Source organism: Brevirhabdus pacifica (genome assembly GCF_002797755.1).
GTDB lineage: Bacteria > Pseudomonadota > Alphaproteobacteria > Rhodobacterales > Rhodobacteraceae > Brevirhabdus > Brevirhabdus pacifica.
Genome location: NZ_PGFI01000013.1, coordinates 388,534 through 401,171, shown reverse-complemented (window position 1 = coordinate 401,171; position 12,638 = coordinate 388,534). Strand labels below are relative to the sequence as shown.

Genomic DNA, 12,638 nt, shown 5'->3' with positions numbered 1-12,638 from the left:
ACACCGCGCTTGGCATCCCTGTCACAGAAACCGTGGGATGAATCCGTCCGGGGAAAGGGGAACTCCGGACATCAGAGGCTTTGTGCAACAGAGCCCCATTGAAGTTCCATACGTCGACGCGATCCCTTCAGATTATGACGGCGTCATGGGGGTGCCGATCACGTTTCTAGACAAATTCAATCCACAACAATTCGAGATCGTTGGCTGGGCGAGAGGCCGAGACGAGTATGAAATTCACCCGACGAAACGCTACGTGAATCCAAAGCAGCACAAGCCTGATGGCAAAGTGTCGAATGGAGGTAAGGTAAACACTGGCCCTAATATCTTGCGCAAAAATAAGCCCAGCAAGACTTTTTACACAGCCGACAATGCAGATGGCTATCTCGAGCAGCTCTATATGCGAATATTGATACGGCACCGTACAGAAAATGGTATGAGGTAAATTCGAGTGAAAACGACTCTTGAAACAAATGTAACGGTAGCCAAGCTGTGCGAAGGCTTCGTTTATAACCAACTTGAAGGCAAAGGACTGTTCGGACTGGCTGGAAAGCTTACGATCCAGCCAGAGTATCAGCGCAACTACATCTATGCGGAAGACAATGGCAAACGAGAACAGGCGGTCATTGAGTCCCTCTTGAAGGGCTATCCTTTGGGGCTGATTTACTTCAACCAAGTTGCCGAAGATAAATTTGAGGTACTCGATGGTCAGCAGCGCATTACGAGCATCGGGCGGTTCGTCACGAACAAATTCGCGATCATGGATGGTGGCAACCCCAAGACCTTCGACAGCCTTCCAAAGGATCAGCAGGACGTAATCCTCGCCTCCAAGATGCTCATCTACATCTGCGAGGGCACCGAAACCGAGATCAAGCAGTGGTTCGAGACCATCAACATCGCGGGCGTTCCGCTCAAGCCTCAAGAGCTTCTGAACGCGATCTATTCCGGCCCCTTTGTCACGATGGCAAAGGCTGAGTTCAGCAACAGTCAGAACGCAAACATCCAGAAGTGGAGCGCATATATCAAAGGCAGCGCCAATCGGCAGGACTACCTCGAACGGGCGCTGGATTGGGTCAGCAAGGGCGATATCGGTACCTACATGAGCCAGCACAGGACCGACCAGAACATCACCGAACTGAAGAACTACTTCGACAGCGTCATTGATTGGGTGTCGAGCGTCTTCAGTGATGTTGAGAAGGAAATGCAGGGCCTGGAATGGGGAAGGCTGTACGAAACCCATCACAAGACATCCTACAATCCCGCTGCCGTGTCGACTGAAGTGCAAAAGCTCTACGGAGACCCCTTCGTGAAGAACAGGCGCGGGGTTTTCGAGTATGTCCTGGGAGGATCGGCAGACCCTCGACTACTGGACATCCGGGTCTTTGATGAGGCGACGAAAAGGTCTGTCTATGCGGCACAGACCAAGGCCGCGAACGCCAAAGGGGTCTCCAACTGTTCTCTGTGCGCAGTGGGCCATGACTCGAACAAAGCGAAGATTTGGGCCATCAAAGAGATGGAAGCCGACCATGTTTCCGCGTGGAGCAAAGGCGGCGCGACCGCCGCATCAAATTGCGAAATGCTTTGCAAGACGCACAATCGCGCCAAGGGCAATCGGTGACCCGATGCACCCCGGTGAAGTCCTGAAAGAGCTTTACCTTGATCCCCTTGAAATGGGGACCAGTGCGTTTGCGCGGCGTCTGGGCGTACCTCGGACGCGGATCGAGCGTTTGATTAAAGGGACGACCGGGATCACGCCTGATACGGCGCTGCGCCTTGCTCGCGTGTTCAACACGACTCCGGCTTACTGGGTGAACTTGCAGACGAACTATGACATGGCTCTGGCGGCCGCGGAGATCGATGTGTCAGATATCAGACCAATCACTGAAGACTAGCGCGCCAACTGAGCACGGCCTGATTGAATTCGGGCCGTGCTCGTTTGCTTTAGCGCTTGCCGCGATGCTTTGTCGGATCAGCAAGACGGTACTTCTGACCCTTCTGCTCGGGCGGCGGAAGTGGTTCGTTGCGTGTCACCGTGCGTTCAACCCCGGTTCCGCCCCCACGAGGCCCGGTAATTTCATATTGCCCGGAACGCGGCGCTTTTTGACCAGGCTTAAAGAGCTTGTCAGACATGAGAAGCCTCCATTGTAGCAGGTGGGACATTCTCAAATCTCTTACCAGTCGCGATCTCGCTGATGCGCCCCTGATTGAGATCGAAGTCTGCTGCGATCCGATGTTGAAAATCGCCCTTCGCAAGGCGAGCCTTGATGATCGACACCTGTTCCGGTGTCAGGGTCTTGATTGTAGCCATTCGGCGTACTCCTTGGCGCGAGTGAAAAGAATTGCCCTGGAGTCCCGAACCGTCTATCCCTTGCTTACCACCACAAGTACGCTTCGGTCTCCGGAGCCACGACGAACAGGGTGCGCCTGTATCCTCTCGACGTGTTGTGAAAGCGGGGTTGCCTTGCCGGGCACCCCGCTAAACTAACTAGGCGGCACCCTCCATCAGCAATGGACGAACCTGTTTTGCGCCAACAAACTGCGAAAGTAGTCTGTAGTTCTTCTTCTCGTGGCGTATGCGGCCTGCGATTATGGCAGGGTGAACCTTTGCTTGCCGAGAAAGGGAAATAACGTTCTGCACGCTGGGGCTAAAACGCACGGGATGTCCTTCCCACAGTTCTGAAGGTATAAGGGCTTCCTGCGCCCACTCGTCCGCCTCCTGTTCGCGAATATCGTCACGTTCATGGTTCCGCTCGCGAAGTTGCAGGTCATCAATGAAGACCTCGCCGTCACCGTTATTGAAGTGCCGCCCCAAATGAGCCAGTTCATGAAGTAAGCAGAACCAGAAATTATCTAGGCGATCATATCGGATTGTCATCCCAACAACCGGAACGCCATCTACTGTCCAAAGCGCTGCGCCGTCCAAATAGGTCTTCGGCAGGTGAGAGGCAACGACAAGCGCGATGCCATGTTTGGCCAGCCTCTCTTTAGCAAGTTTCGGACCCTCATCAAATTCGCTTAGGCGGGCCAACTCACGGAGAAAGTCTAGGTCGATTGAGCCCTGCTCATAGACCCCCTCCAGCCCCGCGTTCCGAGCTTTACACAGTATGTGCAGACACCAAGCTTGCAATGCATGAACGTCTGTTTTGGCATTGGCTCGAGGACCTCCGCCTTGGCGGAATAAGGCCTGCGGCAGCGCTTGTTGACCTCCGACGCATGCAACTAGTTTCTGGACAATTTCTTCCGTGCGATCTTTGATGTCTGCCGTTTTTTTGATCCAGCCTTGGTTTGCCATTTGCATTACGGGAAAGCGCTCCAGATCGATCCCCGCTGGCGCGGACGGCAGAGCACCACCATCTCGAATAAGCACATCAGCCGGAATTCCCAAATGTTCGTTCAAAGCCCGGATCATCTTGAGAGTCAGGCTACGTTTTCCGCTTAGAACTTCCGACGCTTTTGCACGGCTTCCAAAAATTGGGGCCAAGTCACTTTGGTTCATGTCGAGCTGTTGCATGCGAAACTTGATTGCCTCGATTGGATCAGGCGCGTCCATTGGAAAGTGACGATCTTCGTAGACCTCGATCAGTGTCGCCAGAACATCAAGCTCATCATCTTCTGCTTCGGAGCGATCAAGATCCATCAGCGCTTCAACACGGGCAAGTGCAGCCGCGTAATCCTGCTCGGAATGAATTGGCCGAATATGATGTTCATTCATGGTCAAACTCCCTCCGCGTCGATCTGATCGTATTCCTTGTGAGTTCCGAGGAACCGAACAAACCCAATGCCCTTTTCGTAGTCGAACCTGACAATCAGTCGATACTTGTTGCCACAAATATTGAAGACCACACGTCCACCTTTCAAAATGCTCGCGTTGCGATACTGCGCTTTGATCTCCGCTGGCGTTTTCCAGTCGGCTCGATGCGCTTCTGCCCACCAAGCATCCAGATGCAACTTTGAGTCTGGGAAGCGCTTGGAAAAAGCAATCAACTTCGGTCGAGCAATGATTCTCATTCGCTATCTAGTCCAATGTTCCCAAATGGTCAAGTTTCTACATTGCTCCCTATTTGGGATCACCTATCAGATTCGCACCTATGCGGCAAGTTTGACAGCATGGAAACTTCTTGAGCCATTCTTGGTGCCGACATCTACAATGATACAGATTACAACCTAAGGGCAACGCCCAGCACCAAGTTTCGCGATGTAAAAGGCTATACAGCACCAAATGTTGTTTAGCTTGCTCTAGACCAACTAGCGATCGCCCTTGTTGCAAGGCCTTTGACAATCCGATTGTCGCTCCTCAGTGCTGTAAGATGCCTGCGGTTTCAAACCTCGTGCTTGGGATCACTTTCAATGCCTTAGCCCCCGCTCCGCGTGGGCCTCCTGGCTGTCTAGCTGTCCCTCAATCTCTCGGCGGCGGCCTTCGCTAAGGTCAAGCTCTGCTGCAAGCTCTCGTCCAGCGTCTTGTAGCTCGCCTCGTCGTTCAGCAATCCGCTCAAGGCCTTCATGGATGCGGCTTGTGAACGAATGAGCAAGGTCACGCAGTCTTTCAAGCCAGCCAGTTCCTTCTCGATCCTGCCGGTCGAGCGTGCCTCCAAGGCGGTCAAATCCTTCGCGGAGGCCTCTGAGGCCGTCACCAACCGCTCGACGCAGGCGAGCAAGTCGCGTTCCAAGGCTGTCAGTTGAGTCATCTAATCCTCCTCGATCCGAATGCAGGTGACGTGTTGGCCGCCCATGGTGCAGGTCCTGAGCCGCGTCTTCGACGGGTCGAGGATCAGCCACGTCCCCTCGGGCCGCTCGATCCGTGTCAGGCCCACTTCCGTCAGTTCCGAGCGCGTCAGATGCGTCGTCCAGAAGAAGCTCGCGGCCATCATCGAGGCGATCCCCGTCAGCACCATCCCCGCGATCAACCAGGGCGAGATCGTCAGCCAAAGGCGGATCGACCTCAGCCGCGTCTCGAACAAGCTCGCTGTCTCGGTCTGAAAGCGGCGCGTATCGCTCGCGATGGTATGCTGCGCGGCGCCCACAATGTTCTTCAAATCGATCCTGAAGCTCTTGAGTTGGGATGAGATCGAGGCGAGGTGTTCGGCCCTGATCGTGTCGAGCTCCGCGTTCAACTTCTCGCTCAGCCGGGTCGGCTTGCCAGTCTTCATGGAAAATCTCTCCTTTCAGCCGCCAGCGCTCGCCAGTCTCGGGGTCGCGGGCGGTGATGTAGGCCTTCCCCGTGCGCGGCAGGTCGAAGCCTGCGTCGGTGAGCGCGTCGGTCATGGTCGCGCGGTCGCTGATCAGCCCGAGGTCGATCTGGTCCTGTATCCAGGCATGCAGTTCGTCCCGGCCATGCGCGCGGGTTGGGGCCTCGACGGTGTCGCGGACCTCCTGAGCGCGCTCCACATCCATTGGATCAGCCCAGCCGTGGCGCTGGTTCATCACATCCCGCAGGCTGTCATAGGCGTCTTGATAGCCCGGTGGCGCGATGTTGAGGCTCTTGCCCGTCGTCAGCTCCAGGCGCGGCGTGCAGAAGTGAAGCTCGACCCGGCCTTCGTGGCGATGGCGGACCCAGAGCACCTCATATTGCTCAGGGTCCAGCCCCCCGAAGGCCAACCGCTCGAAGCCGTCCATGACTTCGGCCTGCTGGTCCTCGGTCGGGTCGTCGGTTTCGGCAAAGCTGATCACGCCCGCGCGGTAGGTCCACTGGTGGCGGCTGGCGTCGATCAAGGACTCAGTGCGCTCAGGGTTGCCGCGCAAGACCTCGGGCAGTGGATCGCGCGTGACGGTCACGGGCTGGCCGTCGGCATCACGGATCAGGTCGCGGTTGCCGTCATAGGCCAACACGCGCTCGGCCACGAGATATCCGACCGGCCCCGCGCCCGCGCCTTTGCCGTTGGGGAAGAATTTGATCAGCACCGCCGCGCCTCATCGAGGAGCGCGGCCAGCTGGCGTTCGATCACCACAAGGCGGCGCGCGACGGTCAGCGTGTCGAGGTCGGTGCGGCGCACCTTCATGGTGTGGTTAAGCCAGCGGGCGATCTGGTTGAGGTTGCCGCCGATGCGACCGACTGCCAGCACGAGCGCAGGGTCAACGCGGGGCATCGGCTTGCGGCGGCGCGCCTCGGTCAAGCCAAGCGCCTCGCGCAGAAGGGTCGAGGCAGGCAGCCCAGCCGCCTCGGCCTTGGCGCGCAGCTGGGCCTTCTCGGACGCGGTGCAGCGGAAGACAAAGGTCTCGGTTAGCGGCTCTTTGGCGGGGGCTTTGCCCGCGCCGGTGGGGTTCGAAGGGGAGGCGTGCCGCCCCTCGCAAGGTCCCGTGTCATCGGCGCAGCCGTATGACATGGGTCGCCTTGCTGTTTGCACTTCGGTGGGTCTGGCGCTGCTCATGATCTGAAGCCTGCCGCCTGGATTTGCGCCTGAGTCACCAGCTCAGCGGCCAATAGCGCGTCGATCTGGCCGGGTGTGATGTGGCGGCAAAGCGGATGCTTGTCCGCCACCCAGCTCGCCAAGCCCGCCAGCATCTCGGCTTCCTTGGCCTTCGTCTCTTCTCGGCCCTTGGCGATGTCCTTGAGGTAGGCGCGCCATCGCCCGGACTTGAACCAGTTGTCCGAGAAACAGACCTTTGAGCGGGTAAAGCCCGCGCTCTCAGTCGCGTAGGACTTCACAGCCAGCAACAGGTCTTCGGCCACTATCTCGGCGTCCAGGATGTCCCTGATCCGCCCAAGGCACTCCGCCTTCCCGCGCAACCGGTCGGGCGGATAGGCGGCCAAAATCTTCTCAGCCTCTTCATCCTCCGCCGCTACGCGCTCGCGCGTAGGTGGTTTATGGATGGTTTTAGGATGGTTTGGGGGCCGTGGTGGCCCCGGTACCCCGGCCACCACGGCCCCCGTTCCGGGTCCAGTCTGGACGGGGTCCACTGTGGCCCCCGTCTCGATGTCGGGTTCAGCGGTCAGTTCCAGCGCTTCGATCCGGGCCAGATCGATCCGGTAAACGATAGTGAAACCGTTCTTGCACCCCCGCGCGCCGGTTTCGACCAGGATACCTTCCTTAAGGAAGTCCCGGATCGTCCGCTTGACCGTGGTCTCTCCCAGCTCCGTATGCCGTTGGATCGTCCCCTTCGAACACCAAATTCCGGAGCCATCGTCCGACGCTTTGTCCGCCAGAAACATAATGATCTGCTTGCGCGTTGCGCTGCCGAACTTTCGTTCTGCGCATGTGTTCGCTACCCGCCAGCTCATTGGAAGGCCCCCAATGGCGCAAAGACGTGCGAATTTTGTACAGGTTTTGTACGAGATTTTGGTCGTTTTCGGAGAATTCGGCGGAAATTCAAACGGGAGTTTCTACACGCTTCTGCAGAACCCCTTGCAAATAAGCCATATTTTTCAGGCGTTTTTGGCGACCCCGGCAGGATTCGAACCTGCAACCTGCCCCTTAGGAGGGGGCTGCTCTATCCAGTTGAGCCACGGGGCCGCGCCGGCAGGTTTGAGCATGTTTGCCGCGCGGGATCAATGGGAAGGGGCCTGGCTGGCGGGCATGAAAAAAGGGAACGGAGGTGATCCGTTCCCTTCTCTTGCCCCCCTCCGCGCCTGCGGTGGGTTGGGGTCAGCGGCCGAAAAGGACGGCCGCCTCGTTTCTTTTCAGGGTCGGGCGCGCGGCGATGTAGCCCTCGATGCCGGCGTCTTCGCGCAGCTCGGGGAAGAGGGTGAAGATCTCTTCGCGCTGGGAGCGGCCGAGGCCGTTCAGCGAGTAGTCGCCGGGCTGGAAGCTTTCGGTCCAGGCGCCGTTGGCCAGCACGACCTCGTGCTGTTCGAACATGATGTGGACATAGGCCGTGTCCTCGACCTTCGCCCGCTCGATCCCCGGCACCTTCATCAGGTGCTTGGCCGCGACCAGCACCTCGTGCTCCTCGAAGTAGAGGGAAGTACGTTCGTTGGCGATCAGCATGCGGTGGTTGGGCGAGACCATCATGTCACGCTCGGGCAGGTTGTCGCCAAGCGAGCCGGCGCGGATCAGCACCGGGCGCAGGTTGGGCTGCTCCAGCATGGTTTGGCGGGTCAGCGGCTTGCGGCCGGCCCAGCTGATCTCGCGGATGCCGTTGTCGCGGGTGATGACGCGATCGCCCTCGCGCAGCTCCTCGACTGGACGCTCGCCGGTGGGGGTGGCGATCATCGTGCCCGGGGTGAAGCAGATGCAGACATCCGGGTCGTCGATGTTGTTGACGACGCGGATCTCCTCGATCTCGTCGAAGGTCACGGTGGAGCCGTCGGACAGATAGATCTTGCCGTCGTCGTCGTTCTCGCCATCGGCGCGCAGGTTGATGATGTCCCCGGCCTTGGCCTCGATCACGTTGCCGTCGGAAAGTTCGATGCGGACGTCGCCCTCGACATAGAGGATGTCGTCGTTCTTGCCCGAACCGGTGGCGCCGCCCGAGCTGTGAGCCGCGCTGTCGTAATGGTGGTCACCGCTGGCGTGGGCATCCTCGTGCGAGGTGGTGCCGGTGCCGTGGGCGGAGCTGTATTCATGGTAGGTCTTGCCGGAACCCGAGCCAAAGCCGGAGCCGTCGCCGATGACGGTGTCATTGCCGCCGCCCGAGGCGTAGAAGGTGTCGCCGCCCTTGCCGCCGACCATGACGTCGTTGCCTTCGCCGCCGTAGAGCGTGTCGTTGCCCGAGCCGCCGATCAGCACGTCGTCGCCGCCGTCGCCGCAAAGGATGTCGTCGCCCTTGCCGCCGATCAGAACGTCCGCGCCCTGGCCACCGGCCAGCACGTCGTTGCCCGAGCCGCCGTAGATCACGTCGTTGTTGTCGCCGCCGTAGAGCTTGTCGTCGCCCTTGCCGCCCTCGATCTCGTCCATGCCCGAACCGCCGAAGGCCGTGTCGTCGCCCGAACCGCCCGAGATATCGTCGCGACCGGCACCGCCGTAGAGGGTGTCGTCGCCCGAGCCGCCGGAAATCTCGTCACGGCCGTCGCCGCCGTAGATGACGTCGTCGCCCTTGCCGCCCTCCAGCGTGTCGTTGCCGCCTTCGCCGTAGATGGTGTCATTGCCGGAGCCGCCGTCGACGCAATCGTCGCCGGAGCCGGCGTAGATCGTGTCGTCGCCCTTGCCGCCCTCGATATCGTCGTCACCACCGTAGGCGTAGATGACGTCCATGCCGTCGTCGCCGCGCAGCTCGTCGTTGGACGGCGTTCCCTTGATTGTTTCGTCGGTCATTGCCGTCTCCTTACAAACTCGTTCTCGGTCACGCGGACCGGAGCCATTGCGCCAGAATTCATCGGTGCTGCGGAGATGAGCCGGAACGCGGCCTCCGCAACGCTGCAGATATGGTGAAGCGCCTGCCCGGCAATCGGTCGGCTGACCGGGCGATTGACTCGAAATGCGCAGATCGCGCGCCCAAGAATGTGGAAACGGTCAAGGAAATGCCGGACACCGGAAAAATCCGGTCCATGCAAGCTCTTGGCAGCGAGCAGATCCAAGTAACGCACCTATCACCCCTCCGTGTCACGCATGTAGCGTGCGGCGTGCGACCCCCCCAGGTCTTGAAATCGGTGCCTTCCCAGCGAAAGCAAGACTGAATTTAGGTCAAATTGCGGCGCAGAAGAAGGGGGTTCTGCCACATTTGCCTAAACTTAGCTGGAAACGCGCTGTTCACGTTTGTGCAAATTGGGCAAAATTATGTCCTACTGTTTCCGGACTGGAACCTGGCCGGAGATGACACCGAGGACGGAACAGTGGTGGCCGAAGCCCGTTTTTCTGAGGTTTAGCCTCTATTATCCGGTAAAATTGGGCAAATTCTCTTCCTGGCACCCCGGGTTGGGGATGCTCATCGTTTCCCGAAAGGACGCTCCATCGCCCTGTCCGAAAGGTCAGAGTCGCACGCAAAAAGAATAGGCGAAATTATGGCACTGTTGATTGTTACCGCCTCAATTCTGATTCTTTGGCCGTATTGTTTACATAATGGCACCGATGGTCAGGCGGCATCTGGGCATAATTGTGACCAGGCTCCGGGCGGATTCGTCGTGATTCCCCAAACCCGACGAAGTCATGCCGCAATTAAGGGTGACGGTTACGTCAGCCAATGAAAAAACGGGAGTTCAACTCGATGGATAGTGCCACAGCAGTCTCGGACGCGGCCACAATGTCAGGTCCTGGCGGTGAACACGTCCAGCTTGGGGCAATCAACCCGGAGACCGGAAGCGCGGAGGTCGGAGAGGTTTCGCCCGAGGCAGAACCCCCCTCGAGCCAGTCGCGCGCCCTGCACGCGGCGCCCGAGCGTAACAGCACCCGCCGCGCCAAGCCCGACTATCCCTCGCCCCAGACGATCCTTGAAGCCGCACGCGAGATCTTCGGCACCGAGGTCACCAAGATGACCGCCCCCGGGGGGCGCAAACGGGCCAGTATCCGGATCCACATGGCCGACGGCCCCCGCGAGACGATGATCGCCACCTATCGCCCTGCCAGCCGTCGCCGCGAGACCGAGCTGCGGGTGCTGCGCCACCTGGGCGACGAGGGGGCGAACGTGCCCCAGGTCCTGGGCGTGCACGGGGACATCCTGTTCCAGTCCGACGCCGGCTCCCGACGCCTGACCTCCGAACTTCTGCGGGCGCGCAATGACGACCTCGACGACCTGGTGTCGCGCACCTATGAAAGCCTGTGGGAGATCAAGTCGGCTGCCCGCCGCAGTGGTCTGCTGGCGCAGACGCCGCCGGTCGCCACGGGCGTCGAATGGCTGCGAGACTTCACCCAGACCCCGCGCGAGATCTCGAACCGTCTGGGTATCCGGGCACCGCGCCTGAAACTGGCTCCCCTGGCGCAAAGCCTGGTGACCCTGCCGGTGGATTTCATCAAGTGGGACGCGCGGCCGGGCAACGCCTCTGTCCAGGACGACGGATCGATCCTGTGGTTCGACTGGGAACATGCCGGACGCCGCCGCGGGGTCGAGGATTTCGCCTTCCTGCTCGGGGACGAGTTCTGGACCCTGTCGCCGACCCGCAGCCTTTACCTTTTCGCCCGCAGTTGTCCCCAGGATCCCGATCCGTTGATGCCGCTGCTGCGCCGCTTCTCGACCCTCCAGATGGTTCAGCGCGTGGGTCTGATCGAAAGCCAGCAGCGTCGTCACGGCTGGAACCGCGAGGATCGCGCCCGGCGCTACGATCGCATCGGCACCGCGCCCGAGCTGCTGCACCGCCTGCGCGAGCACGGGATCGAGATGGCATTGATGGATCCGCTGACGGAGCCGCTTGCGGACTGGTTCGACCAGGCCACCAACGCGATCCTGACACGCTAGCCCCTGACACATGCACCGGTCCCCGGCGGCGGGGTCCGGACGCGAGTCTCTTTACAGGAAAATGGTGGTCCAAGACCGGGCGGAAGGAGCGATCTGGCCCACTCCCCCTCCGCCGGCCTCGGATCTCGTGGCATCGGGATGACCACGAGCCGGGGACGGGCCCCGTTAGCGCGAACGCTACGGCGAATCTGTCGCTTGGACAAGGGCTTCCGTAAGGTCTACAAGTCGGGTGTTGCAGACAGCGCGGGCACTTCATCATGAATGACAGCAGACGTCCTCTCACGCTTCGCGACGTGTCCGAGGCGTCGGGCGTCAGCGAGATGACGGTGTCGCGCGTGCTTCGGAACCGGGGCGACGTGTCGGCCAAAACCCGCGAGAAGGTCCTCGCCGCCGCCAAGGAACTGGGCTACGTGCCCAACCGCATTGCCGGCGCCTTGGCCTCGAACCGGGTCAACCTGGTGGGCGTGGTCATTCCCTCGATGGCGAACATGGTTTTCCCCGAGGTTCTGACCGGTATCTCCGAGGTGCTGGACGAGACCGACCTGCAACCCGTCGTCGGCATCACCAACTACCGCCAGGACAAGGAAGAATCGGTGATTTTCGAGATGCTGTCATGGCGCCCGTCGGGGTTGATCGTGGCCGGGGTCGAGCATTCCGAGGCGGCGCGGCGGATGCTGCGGGCATCGGGCGTACCGGTGGTCGAGATCATGGATACCGACGGCTTGGGCATCAACCACGTGGTCGGTATCTCGCACCGCCGGGCAGGCCGCGAGATGGCCCAGATCATCGCCCAGCAGAAGTATCGCCGGATCGGCTTTGCCGGCACCAAGATGCCGCTGGACCACCGCGCCCGCAAACGGTTCGAGGGGTTCACCCTGGGCCTTGCCAAGGCGGGGATCGAGGTGGCGGACCAGGAATTCTATTCGGGCGGGTCGGCCCTTCTGAAGGGGCGCGAGATGACGCAAACCCTGCTGGAACGCACGCCCGACCTCGATTTCATCTACTACTCGAACGACATGATCGGCGCGGGCGGACTGCTTTACTGCTTGGAGCAGGGTATCGACGTGCCCGGAAAACTGGGGCTTGCGGGGTTCAACGCGGTCGAGCTACTGGACGGGCTTCCGCGTCGCCTGGCGACGATGGATGCCTGCCGGGCCGAGATCGGGCGCAAGGCGGCCGAGATCGTGATCTCGTGCATCTCGGACACGCCGCCCACCGAAAACCATAAGATCGAGCTGTCGCCAAAGGTCCAACCGGGCGACACGCTGATCCGGCACCCGGAAAACCTGAAGACCGACTAAACGAAAACGCCGCCCCCCTGAGGGAACGGCGCATTTGTTCTTGCATCCATGTCGCGAGGCCGGGCGGACCACAGCCCG

The 12,638-nt window shown here is 60.2% G+C and carries 14 protein-coding genes and 1 tRNA gene; 5 read left to right on the top strand and 10 right to left on the bottom strand.

The features are described from left to right. The 3 genes from CLV77_RS13745 to CLV77_RS13735 all read left to right on the top strand — a co-directional run. Positions 1–442 (top strand): adenine-specific methyltransferase EcoRI family protein (locus CLV77_RS13745; RefSeq protein WP_244901600.1); only part of this gene is annotated, 442 nt, incomplete at its 5' end. Between the two features lie 6 nt (positions 443–448). Beyond that, complete coding sequence (locus CLV77_RS13740) at positions 449–1,615, top strand: GmrSD restriction endonuclease domain-containing protein (protein WP_076979793.1); 1,167 nt, start codon at positions 449–451, stop codon at positions 1,613–1,615. 4 nt (positions 1,616–1,619) lie between these two features. Continuing rightward, on the top strand, positions 1,620–1,889 hold the full coding sequence (locus CLV77_RS13735) for a HigA family addiction module antitoxin (protein WP_076979794.1): 270 nt from the start codon (positions 1,620–1,622) through the stop codon (positions 1,887–1,889). A gap of 49 nt (positions 1,890–1,938) precedes the next feature. On the opposite strand, the gene CLV77_RS13730 is transcribed toward CLV77_RS13735, so the two are convergent. The 10 genes from CLV77_RS13730 to CLV77_RS16420 all read right to left on the bottom strand — a co-directional run bounded on the left by CLV77_RS13730 (position 1,939) and on the right by CLV77_RS16420 (position 9,457). Beyond that, positions 1,939–2,127, bottom strand: coding sequence for a hypothetical protein (locus tag CLV77_RS13730; RefSeq protein WP_076979795.1), 189 nt, complete (start codon positions 2,125–2,127; stop codon positions 1,939–1,941). Next, positions 2,120–2,305 (bottom strand): hypothetical protein, encoded by a 186-nt coding sequence (locus tag CLV77_RS13725; protein ID WP_076979796.1) that lies wholly within the window; start codon positions 2,303–2,305, stop codon positions 2,120–2,122. The genes CLV77_RS13730 and CLV77_RS13725 overlap by 8 nt, the downstream gene beginning before the upstream one ends. 177 nt (positions 2,306–2,482) lie before the next feature. Further along, positions 2,483–3,709, bottom strand: coding sequence for a hypothetical protein (locus CLV77_RS16425; RefSeq protein ID WP_076979797.1), 1,227 nt, complete (start codon positions 3,707–3,709; stop codon positions 2,483–2,485). Positions 3,710–3,711: 2 nt separating this feature from the next. Then, positions 3,712–4,005, bottom strand: coding sequence for a type II toxin-antitoxin system HigB family toxin (locus tag CLV77_RS13715; protein WP_076979798.1), 294 nt, complete (start codon positions 4,003–4,005; stop codon positions 3,712–3,714). Between the two features lie 336 nt (positions 4,006–4,341). Then, positions 4,342–5,895, bottom strand: coding sequence for a relaxase family protein (locus CLV77_RS13710; protein WP_076979799.1), 1,554 nt, complete (start codon positions 5,893–5,895; stop codon positions 4,342–4,344). Next, on the bottom strand, positions 5,889–6,317 hold the full coding sequence (locus CLV77_RS13705; RefSeq protein WP_170043966.1) for a plasmid mobilization protein: 429 nt from the start codon (positions 6,315–6,317) through the stop codon (positions 5,889–5,891). The genes CLV77_RS13710 and CLV77_RS13705 overlap by 7 nt, the downstream gene beginning before the upstream one ends. A gap of 41 nt (positions 6,318–6,358) precedes the next feature. Further along, the gene (locus CLV77_RS13700) at positions 6,359–7,213 is read right to left on the bottom strand and encodes a hypothetical protein (RefSeq protein WP_076979800.1); all 855 of its coding nucleotides are present in this window, start codon (positions 7,211–7,213) and stop codon (positions 6,359–6,361) included. A 155-nt stretch (positions 7,214–7,368) separates the two neighbouring features. Beyond that, a tRNA-Arg gene (locus tag CLV77_RS13695) sits at positions 7,369–7,445 on the bottom strand. 132 nt (positions 7,446–7,577) lie between these two features. Continuing rightward, positions 7,578–9,185 carry a Hint domain-containing protein gene (locus tag CLV77_RS13690; RefSeq protein WP_076979801.1) on the bottom strand — a complete coding sequence of 536 codons (1,608 nt, stop codon included), beginning with the start codon at positions 9,183–9,185 and terminating at the stop codon, positions 7,578–7,580. Then, positions 9,182–9,457, bottom strand: a complete 276-nt coding sequence (locus tag CLV77_RS16420; protein WP_157802068.1) for a hypothetical protein — start codon at positions 9,455–9,457, stop codon at positions 9,182–9,184. The genes CLV77_RS13690 and CLV77_RS16420 overlap by 4 nt, the downstream gene beginning before the upstream one ends. 653 nt (positions 9,458–10,110) lie before the next feature. Here CLV77_RS16420 and CLV77_RS13685 point away from each other — a divergent pair. Continuing rightward, positions 10,111–11,259: a hypothetical protein gene (locus CLV77_RS13685; protein ID WP_076979802.1), complete on the top strand. Its 1,149-nt coding sequence runs from the start codon at positions 10,111–10,113 to the stop codon at positions 11,257–11,259. 257 nt (positions 11,260–11,516) lie between these two features. Then, a complete protein-coding gene (locus CLV77_RS13680; protein WP_076979803.1) occupies positions 11,517–12,560 on the top strand; it encodes a LacI family DNA-binding transcriptional regulator in 1,044 nt (347 codons plus the stop codon). The last annotated feature ends 78 nt before the right edge of the window (positions 12,561–12,638 follow it).

Bases quoted from the DNA above. Each gene is read 5' to 3' on its own strand.
- CLV77_RS13685 (WP_076979802.1), top strand. From the start codon at position 10,111: ATGTCAGGTCCTGGCGGTGAACACGTCCAGCTTGGGGCAATCAACCCG.
- CLV77_RS13690 (WP_076979801.1), bottom strand. From the start codon at position 9,185: ATGACCGACGAAACAATCAAGGGAACGCCGTCCAACGACGAGCTGCGC.
- CLV77_RS13730 (WP_076979795.1), bottom strand. From the start codon at position 2,127: ATGTCTGACAAGCTCTTTAAGCCTGGTCAAAAAGCGCCGCGTTCCGGG.
- CLV77_RS13705 (WP_170043966.1), bottom strand. From the start codon at position 6,317: ATGTCATACGGCTGCGCCGATGACACGGGACCTTGCGAGGGGCGGCAC.
- CLV77_RS13700 (WP_076979800.1), bottom strand. From the start codon at position 7,213: ATGAGCTGGCGGGTAGCGAACACATGCGCAGAACGAAAGTTCGGCAGC.
- CLV77_RS13715 (WP_076979798.1), bottom strand. From the start codon at position 4,005: ATGAGAATCATTGCTCGACCGAAGTTGATTGCTTTTTCCAAGCGCTTC.
- CLV77_RS13680 (WP_076979803.1), top strand. From the start codon at position 11,517: ATGAATGACAGCAGACGTCCTCTCACGCTTCGCGACGTGTCCGAGGCG.
- CLV77_RS13735 (WP_076979794.1), top strand. From the start codon at position 1,620: ATGCACCCCGGTGAAGTCCTGAAAGAGCTTTACCTTGATCCCCTTGAA.
- CLV77_RS16425 (WP_076979797.1), bottom strand. From the start codon at position 3,709: ATGAATGAACATCATATTCGGCCAATTCATTCCGAGCAGGATTACGCG.
- CLV77_RS13725 (WP_076979796.1), bottom strand. From the start codon at position 2,305: ATGGCTACAATCAAGACCCTGACACCGGAACAGGTGTCGATCATCAAG.